This window comes from Klebsiella sp. CN_Kp113 (genome assembly GCF_040064585.1).
GTDB lineage: Bacteria > Pseudomonadota > Gammaproteobacteria > Enterobacterales > Enterobacteriaceae > Klebsiella > Klebsiella michiganensis.
The window spans coordinates 37,276-56,872 of sequence record NZ_JBEAID010000073.1; the positions used below are offsets into that span (position 1 = coordinate 37,276).

Consider the following 19,597-nt stretch of genomic DNA (forward strand, 5'->3'; position numbering starts at 1 on the left):
CATACTATGAGGAAAGAAGATGATCGCGGAGTTTGAATCACGCATTCTGGCGTTAATTGATGATATGGTCGACCACGCCAGTGATGACGAACTGTTTGCCGGCGGTTATCTGCGCGGCCACCTGACGCTGGCGGTGGCCGAGCTGGAAGGAGAGGGCGAGCATACTGCGCAAGCGGTACATGACAAGGTATCCCGGAGCCTGGAAAAAGCCATCAGCGCGGGCGAACTGTCGCCGCCGGATCAGGTTCTGGTGCAGGAAATGTGGAACAGTTTGTACCAGAAGGCGATGCAGAAATAGTTCTGCCCTCCGCCAAAGCCCGGCATTCGCTCAGCCGGGCTCTATTTCCCGCAATTATTTCACCGCTTTCCCTTTCAGCAGTTTTCTTACCCACAGCCTGTTAGGATTCAGCGCCGCCAGCGTTTCTTTATCCATAGGTAATGGCTCATTGCTCATTTGCGACGCCAGAATTTCAGCCGCCAGCGGCGCGGAGCACAGGCCGCGCGACCCCAGCGCGCCCAGCATATACAGGTTGCGGTAAACCGGCGCTTCTCCGGCCTGCTCCTGACGTTCAGCCAGAGAGGCATATTCGCGTAAGGTGGCCTCATAATCAGGTACGCTGCCGACCATCGGCAAATGATCGCGGGTTGCGCAGCGCACGCCGCTGCGGGCCTGATTAGCGCTCACGTCTACCTCCCGCGTCCATTCCGCCTGCGGGAAACAGTCAATCAGGCGCTGGCGATTCTGCTGCTGATCCTCGGCGCTAAACGCGGCCTCTGCCTGTCCGCGGTGGTAGCTTGCGCCAATGCAGTGTTGCTGATTATGCGGGTTTTGCGGCGTCAGGTAGCCGTTGTAGCACAGGACCTGGCGCAATTTCGATAGCCCTGGCGTCGTCGGAATATGGCTAACCTGACCGGCAACCGGATACATGGGAAGATGCTCCGTCTGGCTAAAGCGGGTCAGCTGATGGCCGTTGGCCAGCACCACGACCTCGTGGTACTGCCGCTGGTTTAATTGCCAGCCGTTGTTGTCTGCGCTGAGATCCGTGACCGGATAATCGTAGCGCACGCGCAATCCGCGAGTGGCGGCGAGGGCCAGCAGTTCAGCGGTTAACTGCTGCGGACAAAGCCAGCCGCCGGCAGGATAGGCGATGCCCCCGCAGCCGGTTTCCACACCGGTTTGTTGCGCAGTGGTTCGGGCATCCACGGCGACGGCGATTTCCGGCGGCAGGTTAAGCGCAATCATCTGGGCGATTTTCTGCGCGCTTTTCGTATCCCAGCCCAGCTGCGTCACGCCGCACCAGTCATGATCGAACATCACCGGCAGAGCGTCATACACGCGGCGGGCGAAAGTAAATGCCGCCGGGAAGAAGCGGGCCAGGGCGGGATCGTGCTGGCTGAGCAGCGGATAGAGCGCGCCCTGGCGGTTTCCGGATGCGCCTTCAGCCGGCGCGCTGTCGGCGCAGTATAACGTTACCTGCCATCCGCGGCGCAGCAGCGCCAGCGCGAGCAGGGCGCTGGCGATCCCCCCGCCGATAATCGCGGCATCGCGCTGTTCCGTACCGCTGCGGGCAAACCACGGCGCGCGCGCGGGGATCTCCGGCGTTTCACGCATTTCGCCGGTCAGCATTTCGCGCTTGCGGCCAAAACCCTTGCGCTTCTGCATGCTGAAACCGGCCTCCTGCAGGCCGCGGCGCACAAAGCCGGCGGAGGTGAATGTGGCCAGGGTACCGCCGGGTCTTGCCAGACGAGCCATCGCCGCAAACAGCTCCGCCGTCCACATGTCCGGGTTTTTTGCCGGGGCAAAGCCATCAAGAAACCAGGCGTCCACCTGCTGATTAAGCGAATCATCGAGCTCGTTGGTCAGTTCATTAATATCGCCAAACCACAAATCCAGCGTGACCCGCCCTTCATCCAGCAGCAGACGATGGCAGCCCGCGATGGGCAGAGGCCACTGCGCCTGCAGCTGCTCGGCCCAGGTTGCAAGCTCCGGCCAGCGCTGGTGGGCAAGGCGCAGGTCCTCCGCTTTCAGCGGAAATTTTTCGAAACTGATGAAATGTAATCTTTGCAGGGTAGCTTCTGGATTATCGCGGTGAAAAACGTCAAACGCCTGCCACAGCGTGAGGAAATTCAGGCCGGTACCGAACCCGCTTTCGGCAACCACAAAGAACGGACGTGCATGCTCAGGGAAGCGTTCCCTGAGCTGGTTTCCGTCGAGGAAAACGTAGCGCGTCTCTTCCAGACCGTTGTCATTGGAAAAGTAGACATCGTCAAAATCTCGGGAAACAGGTGTACCCTCAGCGTTGAATTCCAGGTTGGCGGGTTGTATGGCGTTTTGTTTCACGTAAGTTACTCGAATCACAAGGCGTAGAACGATCTTAACGATGTGTGCCTGAGGGCGCAAATTTATACACAAATTGGCTGATCGGACTTGTTCGGCGTACAAGTGTACGCTATTGTGCGACTCGAAACTTAATATAGTGCGACTTACAGAGGTATTGAATGAAACGTGCAGTGATTACTGGCCTGGGCATCGTTTCCAGTATTGGTAATAACCAGCAGGAAGTCCTGGCATCTCTGCGTGAAGGACGCTCCGGGATCACTTTCTCTGAAGAGTTTAAAGATTCAGGAATGCGCAGCCACGTATGGGGCAACGTCAAACTGGACACCACCGGCTTGATCGACCGTAAAGTGGTTCGTTTCATGAACGATGCCTCTATCTATTCCTATCTTTCCATGCAGCAGGCAATTGAAGATGCTGGCCTGAAAGATGAAGTCTATCAGCAAAACCCGCGCGTGGGCCTGATTGCCGGTTCTGGCGGTTCTTCTAAATCTCAGGTTTTCGGCGCTGATGCAATGCGCAGCCCGCGCGGTCTGAAAGCGGTTGGCCCCTACGTGGTGACCAAAGCGATGGCGTCCGCGGTATCCGCTTGCCTTGCAACACCGTTCAAAATCTACGGCGTGAACTACTCCATCAGCTCCGCCTGTGCGACTTCCGCACACTGCATCGGTAACGCTGTTGAACAAATCCAGCTGGGCAAACAGGACATCGTGTTTGCCGGCGGCGGCGAAGAGCTGTGCTGGGAAATGGCGTGTGAATTCGACGCGATGGGCGCGCTGTCCACCAAATACAACGAAACGCCAGAAAAAGCGTCTCGTACCTATGACACCCACCGTGATGGTTTCGTTATCGCGGGCGGCGGCGGTATGGTTGTGGTTGAAGAGCTGGAACATGCTCTGGCGCGCGGCGCGCACATCTATGCTGAAATCGTTGGCTACGGCGCAACGTCCGATGGCGCAGACATGGTTGCCCCGTCCGGTGAAGGCGCGGTTCGCTGCATGAAGATGGCGATGGACGGCGTTGATACGCCGATTGACTACCTGAACTCCCACGGTACTTCTACCCCGGTAGGCGATGTGAAGGAGCTGGGGGCGATTCGTGAAGTCTTCGGTGATAACAGCCCGGCGATCTCCGCGACCAAAGCGATGACCGGCCACTCCCTGGGCGCCGCTGGCGTACAGGAAGCTATCTACTCCCTGCTGATGCTGGAACACGGCTTTATTGCGCCGAGCATCAACATCGAAGAGATGGACGAGCAGGCAGCCGGCCTGAATATCGTGACCGAGCCGACCGAACGCGCGCTGACGACCGTGATGTCTAACAGCTTCGGCTTTGGCGGGACTAACGCCACGCTGGTCATGCGCAAATACCGCGCATAACGAACACGCTTTACAAGGGGAGCCAACGGGCTCCCTTTTTTGTATTCTTGACAGACCCCCGGGAGAAAAGGCAAACTCCTGGCACAACATTATTCTCTCAGATAATGCGTAAGCGTTTAACGTCATCCAACGCGCCTTAACCCTGATAATCAGGTGGAGAGGGCGTGGTCTCACCTCGCCTTACTCTGCGAACTGGAGTAAAGCATGTCCGCAGTCACTGAAACAAAACGCACTCCTTCAGCGAATGGTTCGCTGTTTCGGATCACGTTCGCCGTTTTTCTCACCTATATGACCGTCGGCCTGCCGCTACCGGTTATCCCTTTGTTTGTCCATCAGGAACTGGGATTTGGCAATACCATGGTTGGCGTCGCCGTCGGTATCCAGTTTCTGGCGACCGTATTAACCCGCGGCTATGCCGGCCGCCTTGCCGATCAGTACGGCGCCAAACGCTCTGTCCTGCAGGGGATGTTGGCCTGCGCGCTGGCGGGGGGCGCCTGGCTGTGCGCCGCGCTGCTGCCGGTGCCGGTCATGGCGAAGTTTAGCCTGCTGGTGCTTGGCCGTCTGATCCTGGGTTTTGGTGAAAGCCAGCTGCTCACCGGTAATTTAAGCTGGGGGATGGGGCTGGTGGGGCCCATGCGTTCCGGTAAAGTCATGTCGTGGAACGGTATGGCGATATACGGCTCTCTGGCGGCCGGGGCGCCGCTGGGGCTGCTGATCTACAGCCATTACGGCGTCGCGGCGCTAGCCTGCGTCACCATGGTGCTGCCGTTAGTGGCCTGGGCGATTAACGGCACGGTGCGTAAAATTCCTGCTCACGGCGGCGAGCGGCCGTCGCTGTGGAGCGTGGTGGGAATGATCTGGCGGCCCGGTATCGGTCTTGGCCTTCAGGGCGTTGGCTTCGCGGTAATTGGCACATTTGTCTCTTTGTATTTCGCCAGCAACGGCTGGGCGATGGCCGGTTTTACGCTGACCGCGTTTGGCGGGGCGTTTGTCCTGATGCGCGTACTGTTTGGCTGGATGCCGGACCGCTTCGGCGGGGTGAAAGTGGCCATCGTTTCGCTGCTGATTGAAGCGATAGGCCTGGCGCTGCTCTGGCAGGCGCCCAATGCCTGGATCGCGCTGGCGGGGGCGGCGCTCACCGGCTGCGGATGCTCGCTTATCTTCCCGGCGCTGGGCGTCGAGGTCGTGAAGCGGGTACCGCCGCAGGTACGAGGAACGGCGCTTGGCGGCTATGCCGCGTTTCAGGATATCTCTTACGGCGTCACCGGCCCGCTTACCGGGCTGCTGGCGACGTCGTTGGGCTACTCATCCGTCTTCCTGGCCGCGGCAATATGCGCCGTGCTGGGGATCCTGGTTAGCCAGGTGTCGCTGCGTAAGTAGCGCTTCATTCGGCCCGGCGGCATGCGGGCCGATGATATCTCCTTAAATCACCAGCCACAGCAGGGCAAGCACCACGATAGCTGCCAGCGCGATAACCCACGGTTTTTTCAATGCCAGCCACGGTGAGGCGGGAGGCGCCTGAACCGGCGGGATCGCCAGCGTCTCCTGGGCTCTGGCGACCCTGAGCACGAAAATTTTGTTGAGCAGCGTCAGCAGCTGCGCCGCGCTGAGCGGCGTTTGCGCCGTCGCGTGCCAGTGGGTTTGGGCAAAATCCATCACTCTTTGCCATTCCGCGGCTTCAAGCGGCTGTTTTAATGCGGCCTGCAGCGAGGTCAGCGTCGGCGCAGCCTGCGAACTGAGCGTTTGCCGCGCATGTAGCCAGTACGAGAGGGGAGTGAAGTGGGTCGCCGGGATCAGCTCTCCGCTCTTGACGCCGCTTAGCTCCAGCATGGATTGCCAGATAAGCTTGCTGGACTCGCCGGTGGCCGCCGCGAGTTTGGTCACCTGCTGATTGAGCGTGTTGTGCTCCGCGGGCAGCAGCGGACGATGCGTTGGCGGGCGCTGCTGCGGCTGAGGAATCGAGAGCTGGCCGCTTTGCAGGAGCTGCAGAACATTCTCCAGCTGCGGCTGGGACAAGGCATGCAGGGCGGTTTGACCGTCATGCTGACGAATATAATCGCTGACCGCCTGGCGATTGTTGCCCTGATTCAGCAGCTCGCTCAGCTGCGCCAGGATTTGCCGACGGTGATGATTTTGCTGGGCGAGGATTAGGCGCTGGTTCAGGCTGTTCTCGGCGGCGGCAAAATGGCTTGCCAGCAGCGGCGCGTCGTTTTTCAGGCTCAGATCGTGTTTTACGCAGGCCCACACTTCCGCGTTTTGCTGGGATGTTAAAGCCACCAGGCGCGTAATGAGCCGCTCAAGCGCGGTACGCTGCTGAGTGGTGAGCGGAGGTTCGCCTGAGCCCGGAGGGCGATCGGACATACCTGAAACGGGTTGCGTCATGATTAATCCTTTGCGTATTGCTGTACTAAATTACTGTACTAAGGGCCGGGTGGTGATGTTCCTGGCGGGCAGATTATGGCACACTTCCCCGGTTTACTCTCGCTCTCAGACAGGTACTGAACCGTGAAAATCCTCGTTGATGAAAATATGCCCTATGCGCGCGAGCTTTTTAGCCGCCTGGGGGAAGTGAAGGCCGTTGCAGGTCGCCCTGTCCCGGTTGAAGCGCTAAATGACGCCGATGCGCTGATGGTGCGATCCGTCACCAAAGTTAACGAAGCGCTACTTTCTGGCAAAGCGATCAAATTTGTTGGCACCGCGACGGCGGGTACCGATCATGTCGATCAGGCGTGGCTACAGCAGGCGGGAATCGGTTTTTCCGCGGCGCCGGGCTGCAACGCTATCGCGGTGGTGGAATATGTGTTTTCCGCGCTGCTCATGCTGGCCGAGCGTGACGGTTTTGCGCTGGCCGACCGTACCGTCGGGATCGTGGGCGTCGGCAACGTGGGCGGGCGTCTGCAAAAACGCCTTGAGGCGCTGGGAATCAAAACGCTGCTCTGCGATCCGCCGCGCGCCGATCGCGGCGACGAGGGGGATTTCCGCTCTCTTGACGAGCTGGTGCAGGACGCGGACATTTTGACGTTCCATACCCCGCTCTATAAGGAAGGGCAGTACAAGACGCTGCACCTAGCGGATGAGGCGCTGATTCGCCGCCTGAAGCCGGGGACGATTTTAATCAACGCCTGCCGTGGTCCGGTGGTGGATAACGCCGCGCTGCTGCAGCAGCTGCAGGCCGGGCAGGCATTAAGCGTGGTGCTGGATGTCTGGGAGCCGGAGCCGGATCTGAATACCGAATTGCTCAAGCGGGTGGATATTGGTACGCCGCATATTGCCGGCTATACCCTTGAAGGCAAAGCGCGCGGTACGACGCAGGTTTTTGAGGCCTACAGCGCGTTTATTGGTCATCCACAGCAGGTGGCGCTGGACACGTTGCTACCGGCGCCGGAGTTTGGCCGCATTACGCTGCACGGGCCGCTCGATCAGGCAACGCTAAAACGGCTGGCGCATTTGGTGTATGATGTGCGCCGCGATGATGCGCCGCTGCGAAAAGTCGCGGGCGCTGCGGGCGAGTTCGACAAACTGCGCAAAAATTATCAGGAACGCCGTGAATGGTCTTCGCTGTACGTACAGTGCAGCGATGCGCAGGCGGCGACGCTGTTGCGCCAGCTGGGCTTTAACGCCGTTCATCATCCTGTTCGTTAATATCATCTTAATGCTCCTGCTGGATAATCCGGCAGGGCCGCTTTTTTCTGGAGTACACCACCATGTCTGAAGGCTGGAATATTGCCGTACTGGGCGCAACGGGCGCCGTAGGCGAAGCCCTGTTCGAAACGCTTGCCGATCGTCAGTTCCCGGTGGGGGATATTTATGCGCTGGCGCGTAGCGATAGCGCCGGTGAACATCTGCGTTTTTCGGGCAAGTCGGTTATCGTTCAGGATGCGGCGGAATTTGACTGGACCCAGGCCCAGCTGGCCTTTTTTGCCGCCGGTGTAGAGGCCTCCGCCGCGTATATCGAAGACGCCACTAACGCGGGCTGCCTGGTGATTGATTTAAGCGGTCTGTTTGCGCTGGAGCCGGACGTGCCGCTGGTGGTGCCGGATGTTAACCCGTTCGTACTGGCGGATTACCGCAATCGCAACGTTATCTCGGTCGCGAATAGCCTGACCAGCCAGCTGCTGTCGGCGTTGAAACCGTTGATCGATCGGGGCGGCCTGGCGCGTATCAGCGTGACCAGCCTGCTTTCCGCTTCCGCTCACGGTAAAAAAGCGGTCGATGCCCTCGCGGGGCAGAGCGCCAAATTGCTTAACGGTATTCCGATCGACGAAGATGATTTCTTCGGTCGTCAGCTGGCGTTCAATATGCTGCCGCTGCTGCCCGATCGTGAAGGAAGCGTGCGTGAAGAGCGCCGTATCGTCGATGAGGTCCGCAAAATCCTGCAGGATGATGGCCTGATGATCTCCGCAAACGTCGTTCAGTCGCCGGTGTTTTACGGCCATGCGCAGATGGTGAGTTTTGAAGCGCAGCGTCCGCTGGCCGCCGAAGAAGCGCGCGATGCCTTTAGCCTTGGCGAAGATATCGAACTGTCCGAAGAGGGCGAGTTCCCGACGCAGGTCGGCGATGCTTCCGGTAACGCCCGCCTCTCCGTCGGCTGCGTGCATAACGACTACGGTATGCCTGAGCAGGTGCAGTTCTGGTCCGTCGCCGATAACGTCCGTTTTGGCGGCGCGCTGATGGCGGTGAAAATCGCTGAGAAGCTGGTTCAGGAGTATTTGTACTGATGTCTGAGATGGAGCAGCCGCCGGTCTACAAAATCGCGCTGGGCATCGAATACGATGGCAGCAAGTACTACGGCTGGCAGCGGCAGAACGAAGTCCGCAGCGTACAGGAGAAGCTGGAAAAGGCGCTCTCGCAGGTAGCGAACGAGCCTGTTAACGTTTTTTGCGCGGGCCGTACGGATGCCGGCGTTCACGGTACCGGTCAGGTCGTGCATTTTGAAACCCGCGCGCAGCGTCAGGATGCCGCATGGACGCTGGGCGTAAATGCGAATTTGCCCGGCGACATTGCGGTGCGCTGGGTAAAGCCGGTTCCACCGGATTTTCATGCCCGCTTCAGCGCCACGGCGCGTCGCTATCGTTATGTTATCTATAATCATCGTCTGCGGCCGGCGGTATTGAGCCGCGGCGTAACCCATTATTACCTCCCGCTGGATGCGGAGCGGATGCAGCGCGCCGCTCAGTGTCTGCTGGGAGAGAATGATTTCACCTCGTTTCGTGCGGTACAGTGCCAGTCGCGCACGCCGTGGCGCAACGTGATGCATATTAACGTCACCCGTTATGGTGCATATGTGGTGGTGGACATCAAAGCGAATGCCTTTGTACATCATATGGTAAGGAACATTGTCGGCAGTCTGATGGAAGTAGGTGCCGGTAACCAGCCAGAGAGCTGGATTGCAGAACTTCTGGCGGCAAAAGACAGGACGCTTGCCGCCGCAACGGCAAAGGCGGAAGGATTGTATCTGGTGTCGGTGGACTATCCGGCCCGCTACGACCTCCCGGTCATGCCGATGGGCCCGCTGTTTCTGGCGGACTAACCGGGTTATTAAGGGCTAACGCAAACTATGGACCTGATTCACTTTTTAATTGATTTTATCCTGCATATTGATGTGCATCTGGCTGAGCTGGTCGCGGAGTACGGCATTTGGGTATACGCGATTTTATTCTTGATTCTGTTCTGCGAAACCGGCCTGGTGGTCACGCCGTTCCTGCCGGGGGATTCGCTGCTGTTTGTGGCAGGCGCGCTCTCCGCGCTGCCGACCAACGATCTCAACGTGCATTTAATGGTGCTGCTGATGGTCATTGCCGCGATTGTTGGCGATGCCTTGAACTACACGATTGGCCGGCTGTTTGGCGAAAAGCTCTTCAGTAATCCCAATTCGAAAATTTTCCGCCGCAGCTACCTGGATAAGACCCATAGCTTCTACGAACGCCACGGCGGTAAGACCATCATCCTGGCCCGTTTCGTGCCGATCGTCAGAACGTTTGCGCCGTTTGTGGCGGGAATGGGGCATATGTCCTATCGTCATTTTGCGATGTATAACGTTGTTGGCGCGCTGCTGTGGGTACTGTTATTTACCTACGCGGGTTATCTGTTCGGCGATTTGCCGATCGTCCAGGAAAACCTTAAGCTGCTGATCGTGGCGATTATCGTCCTGTCCGTATTGCCGGGCGTGATTGAAGTCATCCGCCACAAGCGGGCGGCGGCGAAACAGGCGAAATAACGCGGCGACGATCTTCGGGCGGTATGCCGCCGCCCGAAGAGTGAAGTGTGAGCGGTTCGACCACTTTTTTATCCCATGTTACGGGATGTTATGATTTAATGTGCAACATTCATGGTCTGTGAGGGGCAAAAATGGCATTATGCGCCCCTTGCGACAAAACTGGCATCGACCAGGTTCAGGTAGAAAGGTTATCAATGAGCTGGATTGAACGAATTAAAAGCAATATAACCCCCACCCGTAAGGCAAGTATCCCTGAAGGTGTATGGACCAAGTGCGACAGCTGCGGTCAGGTATTGTACCGCGCAGAGCTGGAGCGCAACCTGGAGGTTTGCCCTAAGTGCGATCACCACATGCGTATGTCGGCGCGCAACCGCCTGCATAGCCTGCTGGACGAAGGTTCCCTCGTGGAGCTGGGAAGCGAGCTCGAGCCGAAAGATGTGCTGAAGTTCCGCGATTCGAAAAAGTATAAAGACCGTCTGGCGTCCGCCCAGAAAGAGACCGGCGAAAAAGACGCGCTGGTGGTCATGAAAGGCACCCTGCATGATATGCCGGTTGTTGCCGCCGCTTTCGAATTCTCCTTTATGGGTGGGTCGATGGGCTCCGTGGTCGGCGCGCGCTTTGTTCGCGCGGTTGAGCAGGCTCTGGAAGACAACTGCCCGCTGATTTGCTTCTCCGCATCCGGCGGCGCCCGTATGCAGGAAGCGCTGATGTCGCTGATGCAGATGGCGAAAACCTCCGCTGCGCTGGCGAAAATGCAGGAGCGCGGCTTGCCGTATATCTCCGTGCTGACCGACCCAACCATGGGCGGCGTGTCTGCGAGCTTTGCGATGCTGGGCGATCTCAACATCGCTGAGCCAAAAGCGCTGATCGGCTTTGCCGGCCCCCGCGTTATCGAGCAGACCGTTCGCGAGAAGCTGCCGCCGGGATTCCAGCGCAGCGAGTTCCTGATTGAGAAAGGGGCGATCGACATGATCGTACGCCGCCCGGAAATGCGTCTGAAGCTGGCCAGCATTCTGGCGAAGCTGATGAACCTTCCGGCGCCAAATCCGGAACCTGCTCACGAAGGTGAGGTGGTGCCACCGGTGCCGGATCAGGAACCAGAGGCCTGATAATGCAGAGGGCAGGCCTGACGGCGCTGCCCTTTTTTTTACGCGTAGTTATCCTAACTCTTGCCGGACATCATGGAAAAACAACCTATTCCTCAGGCCACGTCGCCCCTGGCTACGTGGCTTTCTTATCTGGAACATCTGCACAGCAAAACTATCGATCTCGGGCTGGCGCGCGTCAGCGAGGTCGCGCAGCGGATGGCGGTAATGAAACCTGCGCCGTTTGTCTTTACGGTGGCGGGGACCAACGGCAAAGGCACCACCTGCCGTACCCTGGAGTCGGTGCTGATGGCGGCGGGCTATAAGGTTGGCGTTTACAGTTCGCCGCATCTGGTGCGCTACACAGAGCGGGTGCGGGTGCAGGGCGAAGAGCTGGCGGAGCTCGCGCATACGACCTCTTTTGCCGAAATTGAAGCCGCGCGCGGCGAGATTTCCCTGAGCTATTTTGAGTTTGGCACCCTCTCCGCGCTGTGGCTGTTTCAGCAGGCGCGGCTGGATGTGGTGATTCTTGAGGTGGGCCTGGGCGGCCGCCTGGATGCGACCAATATCGTCGATGCTGACGTGGCGGTGGTGACCAGTATTGCTCTCGACCATACCGACTGGCTGGGGCCCGATCGCGAAAGCATCGGTCGCGAAAAGGCGGGGATTTTCCGCCCTGGTAAACCGGCTGTCGTCGGCGAACCCGATATGCCGTTGACCATCGCTGAGGTGGCGAGCGAAAAAGGGGCGCGGCTCCTGCGCCGTGACGTTGACTGGCAGTATGACGCCAGTGAACAAGGCTGGTCCTTCCGCGATCGTCAGGGGGCGTTAAGCGATCTGCCGCTGCCGCAGGTCCCGCTGCCGAATGCGGCTACGGCGATTGCGGCCTTGCGCGCCAGCGGGCTTAAGGTAAACGAGCAGGCGATGCGCGATGGCGTTCAAAACGCGATGCTGCCGGGGCGTTTCCAGATAATCAGCGATGCTCCCCGGACGATCCTGGATGTTGCCCATAATCCGCATGCGGCGGCCTATCTCGCCGGGCGTCTCAAAACCTTATCGAAAACGGGGCGCGTGCTGGCGGTTATTGGTATGCTGCATGACAAGGATATCGCGGGAACGCTGGCAAATTTACAGGCCGAAGTTGACGACTGGTACTGCGCGCCGCTGGAAGGTCCGCGCGGAGCCACGGCGGAGCAGCTGCTGGAACATTTGCGCGCAGGTAAAGTCTATACTAGCGTCGCTGAGGCGTGGCATGCCGCGATGGCGGACGCCGGGCCTGAAGATACGGTGCTGGTGTGTGGTTCATTCCATACGGTGGCGCATGTAATGGAAGAAATAGACGCGGGGAGAATCGGTGGCGAGTAAGTTTCAGAACCGTTTAGTCGGGACGATTGTGCTGGTGGCGCTGGGGGTGATTATCCTGCCAGGGCTGCTGGATGGTCAGAAAAAACATTATCAGGATGAGTTTGCCGCCATTCCGCTGGTGCCAAAACCGGGGGATCGCGATGAGCCGGATATGCTGCCAGCGGCGACCCAGGCGCTGCCTTCGCAGCCTCCTGAAGGGGCGGCGGAAGAGGTGAGGGCCGGCGATGCCGCTGCGCCATCGCTGGATCCGTCGCGGATACCGGTGAACAACAACAGTTTTGATGTGGTGCAGGAGCCGGTGGTCGCACCGAAACCACAGCCAAAACCTCAGCCGAAGCCGGTAGAGAAGCCGCAACCGCAACCGCAACCACAGCAGCAGCAGGTTGCGGCGCAGACGCCGCCGCCTAAACCGCAGCAGCAGGCTGAAATTCCGGCACCGACCGGTAAAGCCTATGTGGTGCAGCTTGGGGCGCTGAAGAACGCCGATAAGGTCAACGAGATTGTCGGTAAGCTGCGCGCTTCCGGCTTTAAAGTTTACACGTCGCCTTCGACGCCGGTGCAGGGTAAAATTACCCGTATTCTCGTGGGGCCGGATACCTCGAAGGATAAGCTGAAAGGTCAGCTTGGTGAGCTGAAGCAGCTTTCGGGACTTAGCGGCGTGGTCATGGGCTACAGTCCGAACTAACTCTCTCTTTTTTAAAGGAGTAGAGTGCTGAAACCCCTGTCTGACGCGCCCTGAAGAGGCGAAAGGCAGTATGGCGTTGAATGTTTTTTCAGCGCCATTTTTATTTCTGTAGGGCACGGAAATCCCTACGCAAACGTTTTCTTTTTCTGTTAGAATGCGCCCCGAACCGGACGACAGGGCGTAAAATCGTGGGACGTATATGGTCTGGATTGATTACGCCATAATTGCGGTGATTGGTTTTTCCTCGCTGGTTAGCCTGATCCGCGGCTTTGTTCGTGAAGCTTTATCGCTGGTAACCTGGGGATGCGCTTTCTTTGTTGCCAGTCATTACTACACTTACCTGGCTGTCTGGTTCACGGGCTTTGAAGACGAACTGGTCCGAAATGGGATTGCTATCGCGATACTGTTTATCGCAACGCTTATCGTCGGCGCTATCGTTAACTTTGTGATAGGTCAGCTGGTGGAAAAAACCGGCCTGTCGGGAACCGACAGGGTGTTAGGGATCTGCTTTGGCGCCCTGCGCGGGGTGCTAATCGTCTCGGCGATTCTGTTCTTTCTCGATAGCTTTACCGGTATGGCGAAAAGCGAAGACTGGCAAAAGTCTGAGCTTATCCCGCAGTTCAGTTTCGTTATCAGATGGTTCTTTGACTATCTGCAGAGCTCGTCAAGTTTCTTGCCCAAAGCATAAGCGTTGGGATGTAGCTTAACGAGGAAAAGACGTATGTGCGGTATTGTCGGTATCGCCGGTGTTATGCCGGTAAACCAGTCGATTTATGACGCGTTAACGGTGCTTCAGCATCGTGGCCAGGATGCCGCAGGCATCATCACCATTGATGCGAACAACTGTTTCCGTTTGCGTAAGGCGAACGGTCTGGTGAGCGACGTTTTTGAAGCTCGCCATATGCAGCGTATGCAGGGCAATATGGGTATTGGTCACGTTCGTTACCCGACGGCTGGCAGCTCCAGCGCCTCCGAGGCACAGCCTTTCTACGTCAACTCGCCGTACGGCATTACGTTGGCGCACAACGGTAACCTGACTAACGCTCACGAGCTGCGTAAAAAGCTGTTTGAAGAAAAACGCCGCCACATCAACACCACCTCTGATTCCGAAATCCTGCTCAATATCTTCGCCAGCGAGCTGGACAACTTCCGCCACTATCCGCTGGAAGCAGACAACATTTTTGCGGCGATCGCCGCCACCAACCGCCAGATTCGCGGCGCTTATGCCTGCGTGGCGATGATTATCGGTCACGGCATGGTCGCTTTCCGCGACCCGAACGGCATTCGTCCGCTGGTGCTGGGCAAGCGCGATATCGGCGATGGCCGCACCGAGTATATGGTCGCCTCGGAAAGCGTGGCGCTGGATACGCTGGGCTTTGAGTTCCTGCGCGACGTGGCGCCTGGTGAAGCGGTGTATATCACCGAAAAAGGCCAGCTGTTTACTCGCCAGTGCGCGGAAAACCCGGTCAGCAACCCGTGCCTGTTCGAGTACGTCTATTTTGCGCGTCCTGACTCCTTCATCGACAAAATTTCCGTTTACAGCGCCCGCGTCAATATGGGCACGAAGCTGGGCGAGAAAATTGCCCGCGAGTGGGAAGATCTGGATATCGATGTGGTCATTCCCATTCCGGAAACCTCCTGCGATATCGCGCTGGAAATTGCCCGCATCCTCGATAAGCCGTATCGCCAGGGGTTTGTTAAAAACCGCTACGTTGGCCGTACCTTTATCATGCCGGGTCAGCAGCTGCGCCGTAAGTCCGTGCGCCGTAAGCTTAACGCCAACCGCGCCGAATTCCGCGATAAGAACGTGCTGCTGGTGGATGACTCCATCGTGCGCGGCACCACCTCTGAGCAGATTATCGAGATGGCGCGCGAAGCCGGGGCGAAGAAAGTGTATCTGGCCTCCGCTGCGCCGGAAATTCGCTTCCCGAACGTGTATGGCATCGATATGCCAACCGCCAATGAGCTGATAGCCCACGGGCGTGAGGTAGATGAGATCCGCCAGATCATCGGCGCCGATGGCCTGATTTTCCAGGATCTGGACGATCTGATTGACGCGGTGCGCGCGGAGAATCCGGATATTCAGCAGTTTGAATGCTCGGTGTTCAACGGTATCTACGTCACTAAAGATGTCGATCAGCAGTATCTGGACTATCTCGACTCTCTGCGTAACGACGATGCGAAAGCGGTTCAGCTGCAGAATGAAGTTGAAAACTTAGAGATGCACAACGAAGGGTAATCCTCTGTTTTGCTGAGAGCCCGCGGTCTGACGGCCGCGGGCTTTTTTATTTTCTCGCGCCAAATGCGGGCCCGCGGTTGCGTCGGAGACTATAATCCGGCAAAGTCTGCGCCATTGTGTGAAAGGGGCAACCATCGTGAAGCGACTCATTATCGGTATTTCTGGCGCCAGCGGCGCGATTTACGGCGTACGCTTGCTCCAGGTTTTGCGCGAAGTTTCGGATGTCGAAACCCATCTTATTTTAAGCCAGGCCGCGCGCCAGACGCTGGCGCTGGAGACGGATTTCTCCCTGCGCGAGGTGCAGGCGTTAGCCGACGTGGTGCACGATGCCCGCGATATCGCCGCCAGCATCTCTTCCGGCTCTTTTAAAACCGCCGGGATGGTGATTTTGCCATGCTCAATGAAGACCCTCTCCGGCATCGTTCATAGCTATACCGACGGGCTGCTGACCAGGGCGGCGGACGTGGTGCTTAAAGAGCGCCGGCCGCTGGTGCTGTGCGTACGGGAAACGCCGTTCCACCTTGGCCATTTACGGCTGCTGGTCCAGGCGGCGGAAATGGGCGCGGTGATTATGCCGCCGGTTCCGGCGTTTTATCATCGCCCGAAAAGCCTGGACGATGTGATTAATCAGACGGTCAATCGCGTGATCGATCAGTTCGATATCTCTCTTCCGCAAGACCTCTTTTCCCGCTGGCAGGGCGCGTAGGGCGCACTAAGATAGTGCGCTTTGTTCACATCCGCCTCCCCGCAGTGCAATTTTGTCGCCTCGATCAAATCCTCAACATTTAATTTGTTTTTTTGCGCTGCGGCACTGCGGTTTATCCGTTATTGCTGGTATCTTCCCTTTTAAGACAAACTTGCAACCTTTATTTAACAAATTTAACGCCATTTCCAGCACGCACTGAGAAAATGGCATAAAACGTGCAAGATTTTGTCGGCAGTACAAATAACAAGATAACGCATCGCATAACAACATCACGACACTTAAGGGTAACCTATGAAGAAGACGGTCCTGGCTCTCTCTTTAATGATGGGAATTTGCAGCGCCTCCAGCGCGTTCGCCGCGCTGCCGCAGAGTATCCGCATTGGCACCGATGCCACCTACGCACCTTTCTCTTCAAAGGATGCGAAAGGGGATTTCGTGGGTTTTGACATTGATTTGGGTAACGAGCTCTGTTCGCGCATCAAAGTAAAATGCACCTGGGTCGGCAGCGATTTCGACTCCCTGATCCCGTCGCTGAAGGCCAAGAAAATCGACGCCATTATCTCCTCGCTGTCGATTACGGAAAAACGCCAGCAGGAAATCGCCTTCTCTGACAAGCTCTACGCGGCCGACTCCCGCCTGATCGCCGCCAAAGGCTCGCCGATTCAACCGACGCTGGAATCCCTCAAAGGCAAACATGTTGGCGTACTGCAGGGCTCCACCCAGGAGGCCTATGGTAATGAACGCTGGCGCAGCCACGGCGTGGACGTTGTGGCCTATCAGAATCAGGATTTGATCTACTCAGACCTCGCTGCGGGTCGCCTGGACGCCGCGTTGCAGGATGAAGTGGCCGCCAGCGAGGGCTTCCTCAAGCAACCTGCCGGTAAAGATTTTGCCTTTGCCGGTCCTTCCGTGAAAGACAAAAAGTTCTTCGGTGATGGTACCGGCATCGGCCTGCGTAAGGACGATAGCGAGCTGAAGGCCGCGTTTGATAAAGCGCTGGCCGACATGCGTAAAGACGGCACCTACGACAAAATGGCGAAGAAATACTTCGACTTCAACGTTTACGGTGATTAAGACGCCCGCTGGCCCGGACGCCGGGCCATGCGCATCCCTTTCTGTCTGATTTTGGTGCAGTTGCGCTTTTGGCGGATCAATTTGGTGCAGGAAATTGCGCACGCGATGTTAAAAAAGTGCATAGTTAAGCGTTTCCGATGCGAAAAAATTTGCTTTCCGGCGCAGAATGCTTTGCCTTACCGGGGCGAATAATGGCACGATAACTGCCGTAAGTACTTCTAATAAATCCGTTAGAATGACAGTCTGTTGAGGATAGTTATGAAAAAACTGGCGTTGTCTCTCTCTTTAGCGCTGGCCCTTTCCAGCGTTTCCACTGTATTCGCAGCCATTCCGCAAAAAGTCCGCATCGGCACCGATCCTACTTATGCCCCGTTCGAATCGAAGAATGCGCAGGGTGAACTGGTGGGTTTTGACATCGATCTGGCAAAAGAGCTCTGTAAGCGTATCAATACGCAATGTACCTTCATTGAGAACCCGCTGGACGCGCTGATCCCTTCTTTAAAAGCGAAGAAAATCGACGCCATTATGTCTTCGCTTTCGATCACCGAAAAACGCCAGCAGGAAATTGCCTTCACCGACAAACTGTACGCGGCTGATTCGCGCCTGGTCGTGAAAAAAGGCAGCGATATTACGCCAGACCTCGCGAAGCTGAAAGGCAAGCGCGTTGGCGTTCTCCAGGGCACCACCCAGGAAACCTACGGCAACGAGCACTGGGCGCCAAAGGGCATTGAAATCGTTTCCTATCAGGGACAGGACAATATTTATTCCGACCTGACTGCCGGACGCATTGACGCGGCGTTCCAGGATGAAGTCGCCGCCAGCGAAGGCTTCCTCAAACAGCCTATCGGCAAGGATTATCAGTTCGGCGGTCCGTCGATTAAAGACGAGAAGCTGTTCGGCGTCGGCACCGGTATGGGGCTGCGCAAAGAGGATAACGAACTACGTGAAGCACTGAATAAAGCCTTTGCCGAGATGCGCCAGGATGGCACCTACGACAAGCTGGCGAAGAAATATTTCGATTTTAACGTGTACGGCGACTAACCATCCCGCGTACCCCGTCGCGCGTTATTTTGCGCGCGATGGTTGATGACAGACAGGGCAGACAGCATGCTGTACGGGTTTTCACAGGTTATTTTTCAGGGCGCGCTGGTCACCCTTGAGCTGGCGTTAAGCTCGGTCGTTCTGGCGGTGCTTATCGGTCTGGCGGGCGCCGGGGCGAAACTTTCCAACAATCGTCCGTTGGCGTTGATTTTTGAAGGCTATACCACCTTAATCCGCGGCGTGCCCGATCTGGTGCTGATGCTGCTGATTTTCTACGGGCTACAGATTGCGCTCAACGGCGTAACCGATGCGCTTGGCCTGGCGCAGTTTGATATCGACCCCATGGTGGCGGGGATCATCACGCTGGGCTTTATTTACGGGGCCTACTTCACCGAAACCTTTCGCGGCGCCTTCCTGGCGGTGCCAAAGGGACATATTGAAGCGGCGACGGCCTTCGGCTTTAGCGGTGGGCAAACCTTTCGTCGTATTCTGTTTCCGGCAATGATGCGCTACGCGCTGCCCGGAATCGGCAACAACTGGCAGGTTATCCTCAAAGCGACCGCGCTGGTCTCACTGCTGGGACTGGAAGATGTGGTCAAGGCAACCCAGCTGGCGGGTAAAAGCACCTGGGAGCCGTTCTACTTTGCCATCGTCTGTGGCCTGATTTATCTGTTATTTACAACGGTTTCCAATGGTGTGCTGCTGATGCTCGAACGCCGTTATTCTGTGGGCGTGAAGAGGGCCGACCTGTGATTGATATTATTCAGGAGTACTGGAAATCCCTGCTGTGGACCGACGGCTATCGCTTTACCGGCGTGGCGATTACGCTCTGGCTGCTGATCTCTTCCGTGGTGATGGGCGGCATCCTGGCGGTTTTCCTCGCCATTGGCCGAGTGTCGAGCAATAAATTTATCCAGTTCCCCATCTGGCTGTTCACCTATATCTTTCGCGGCACGCCGCTGTACGTCCAGCTGCTGGTGTTCTATTCCGGAATGTACACGCTTGAGGTCGTCAAAGGCACAGAACTGCTGAACGCCTTCTTTCGCAGCGGCCTGAACTGTACGGTGCTGGCGCTGACGCTGAACACCTGCGCCTACACCACGGAGATTTTCGCCGGGGCGATTCGTTCAGTGCCGGCAGGCGAGATAGAAGCCGCCCGGGCGTACGGTTTTTCTTCGGTCAAAATGTATCGCTGCATTATTTTGCCTTCCGCGCTGCGTATTGCGCTGCCTGCATACAGCAACGAAGTGATTCTGATGCTGCATTCCACCGCGCTGGCTTTTACCGCCACGGTGCCGGATCTGCTGAAAATTGCCCGCGATATTAACTCGGCAACCTACCAGCCGTTTACCGCCTTCGGTATTGCCGCAGTACTGTATTTAATTATCTCGTATGTGTTGATTAGCCTGTTCCGCAGGGCGGAAAAGCGCTGGCTCCAGCATATCAAACCTTCTTCGACGCACTGAGA

The 19,597-nt window shown here is 57.3% G+C and carries 19 protein-coding genes; 17 read left to right on the plus strand and 2 right to left on the minus strand.

Translation table 11 applies throughout. The features are described 5' to 3' along the window. The first annotated feature begins 19 nt into the window (after positions 1-19). On the plus strand, positions 20-298 hold the full coding sequence (locus ABLV30_RS28645; RefSeq protein ID WP_014230278.1) for a YfcL family protein: 279 nt from the start codon (positions 20-22) through the stop codon (positions 296-298). A 54-nt stretch (positions 299-352) separates the two neighbouring features. Here the strand turns inward: ABLV30_RS28645 and mnmC are convergent, their stop codons facing one another. Continuing rightward, positions 353-2,341, minus strand: coding sequence for a bifunctional tRNA (5-methylaminomethyl-2-thiouridine)(34)-methyltransferase MnmD/FAD-dependent 5-carboxymethylaminomethyl-2-thiouridine(34) oxidoreductase MnmC (gene mnmC, locus ABLV30_RS28650; protein WP_064357953.1), 1,989 nt, complete (start codon positions 2,339-2,341; stop codon positions 353-355). Between the two features lie 158 nt (positions 2,342-2,499). Here mnmC and fabB point away from each other — a divergent pair, with 158 nt between their 5' ends. Together fabB and ABLV30_RS28660 are read left to right on the plus strand one after the other, a co-directional pair. Then, positions 2,500-3,717, plus strand: coding sequence for a beta-ketoacyl-ACP synthase I (fabB, locus tag ABLV30_RS28655; RefSeq protein WP_014230276.1), 1,218 nt, complete (start codon positions 2,500-2,502; stop codon positions 3,715-3,717). Positions 3,718-3,921: 204 nt separating this feature from the next. Further along, positions 3,922-5,097, plus strand: coding sequence for an MFS transporter (locus ABLV30_RS28660; RefSeq protein ID WP_064391564.1), 1,176 nt, complete (start codon positions 3,922-3,924; stop codon positions 5,095-5,097). Between the two features lie 42 nt (positions 5,098-5,139). Here ABLV30_RS28660 and flk read toward each other — a convergent pair whose 3' ends face one another. Beyond that, entirely contained in the window at positions 5,140-6,099 is a 960-nt protein-coding gene (gene flk, locus ABLV30_RS28665) for a flagella biosynthesis regulator Flk (protein WP_049069319.1), read from the minus strand. Between the two features lie 123 nt (positions 6,100-6,222). On the opposite strand from flk, the gene pdxB reads away from it, so the two are divergent. The 14 genes from pdxB (at position 6,223) to hisM (ending at position 19,595) form a co-directional block, all read left to right on the plus strand. Continuing rightward, a complete protein-coding gene (gene pdxB / locus ABLV30_RS28670) occupies positions 6,223-7,359 on the plus strand; it encodes a 4-phosphoerythronate dehydrogenase PdxB (RefSeq protein WP_047723153.1) in 1,137 nt (378 codons plus the stop codon). Positions 7,360-7,421: 62 nt separating this feature from the next. After that, positions 7,422-8,435 (plus strand): aspartate-semialdehyde dehydrogenase, encoded by a 1,014-nt coding sequence (locus ABLV30_RS28675; RefSeq protein ID WP_004852895.1) that lies wholly within the window; start codon positions 7,422-7,424, stop codon positions 8,433-8,435. After that, positions 8,435-9,247: a tRNA pseudouridine(38-40) synthase TruA gene (gene truA, locus ABLV30_RS28680; protein ID WP_064374504.1), complete on the plus strand. Its 813-nt coding sequence runs from the start codon at positions 8,435-8,437 to the stop codon at positions 9,245-9,247. Before ABLV30_RS28675 ends, truA begins: the two co-directional genes overlap by 1 nt. A 27-nt stretch (positions 9,248-9,274) precedes the next feature. Further along, positions 9,275-9,934 (plus strand): DedA family protein, encoded by a 660-nt coding sequence (locus ABLV30_RS28685; protein WP_004123217.1) that lies wholly within the window; start codon positions 9,275-9,277, stop codon positions 9,932-9,934. Between the two features lie 194 nt (positions 9,935-10,128). After that, positions 10,129-11,043, plus strand: coding sequence for an acetyl-CoA carboxylase, carboxyltransferase subunit beta (gene accD / locus ABLV30_RS28690; RefSeq protein WP_004870882.1), 915 nt, complete (start codon positions 10,129-10,131; stop codon positions 11,041-11,043). 72 nt (positions 11,044-11,115) lie between these two features. Continuing rightward, positions 11,116-12,384 (plus strand): bifunctional tetrahydrofolate synthase/dihydrofolate synthase, encoded by a 1,269-nt coding sequence (folC, locus tag ABLV30_RS28695; RefSeq protein WP_064357778.1) that lies wholly within the window; start codon positions 11,116-11,118, stop codon positions 12,382-12,384. Further along, a complete protein-coding gene (gene dedD / locus ABLV30_RS28700; RefSeq protein ID WP_196545533.1) occupies positions 12,374-13,069 on the plus strand; it encodes a cell division protein DedD in 696 nt (231 codons plus the stop codon). Before folC ends, dedD begins: the two co-directional genes overlap by 11 nt. Before the next feature lie 199 nt (positions 13,070-13,268). Beyond that, positions 13,269-13,757, plus strand: coding sequence for a colicin V production protein (cvpA, locus tag ABLV30_RS28705; RefSeq protein ID WP_004104143.1), 489 nt, complete (start codon positions 13,269-13,271; stop codon positions 13,755-13,757). Positions 13,758-13,790: 33 nt separating this feature from the next. Next, the gene (purF, locus tag ABLV30_RS28710) at positions 13,791-15,308 is read left to right on the plus strand and encodes an amidophosphoribosyltransferase (RefSeq protein WP_004123211.1); all 1,518 of its coding nucleotides are present in this window, start codon (positions 13,791-13,793) and stop codon (positions 15,306-15,308) included. A gap of 136 nt (positions 15,309-15,444) precedes the next feature. Next, the gene (locus tag ABLV30_RS28715) at positions 15,445-16,014 is read left to right on the plus strand and encodes a UbiX family flavin prenyltransferase (RefSeq protein WP_004852887.1); all 570 of its coding nucleotides are present in this window, start codon (positions 15,445-15,447) and stop codon (positions 16,012-16,014) included. Positions 16,015-16,305: 291 nt separating this feature from the next. Then, positions 16,306-17,088: a lysine/arginine/ornithine ABC transporter substrate-binding protein ArgT gene (gene argT, locus ABLV30_RS28720; protein ID WP_014230270.1), complete on the plus strand. Its 783-nt coding sequence runs from the start codon at positions 16,306-16,308 to the stop codon at positions 17,086-17,088. A gap of 258 nt (positions 17,089-17,346) precedes the next feature. After that, entirely contained in the window at positions 17,347-18,129 is a 783-nt protein-coding gene (hisJ, locus tag ABLV30_RS28725) for a histidine ABC transporter substrate-binding protein HisJ (protein ID WP_004123203.1), read from the plus strand. 66 nt (positions 18,130-18,195) lie between these two features. Next, positions 18,196-18,882, plus strand: coding sequence for a histidine ABC transporter permease HisQ (locus ABLV30_RS28730; protein ID WP_265801359.1), 687 nt, complete (start codon positions 18,196-18,198; stop codon positions 18,880-18,882). Continuing rightward, positions 18,879-19,595: a histidine ABC transporter permease HisM gene (gene hisM / locus ABLV30_RS28735; protein WP_004852883.1), complete on the plus strand. Its 717-nt coding sequence runs from the start codon at positions 18,879-18,881 to the stop codon at positions 19,593-19,595. Before ABLV30_RS28730 ends, hisM begins: the two co-directional genes overlap by 4 nt. Positions 19,596-19,597 lie beyond the last annotated feature (2 nt).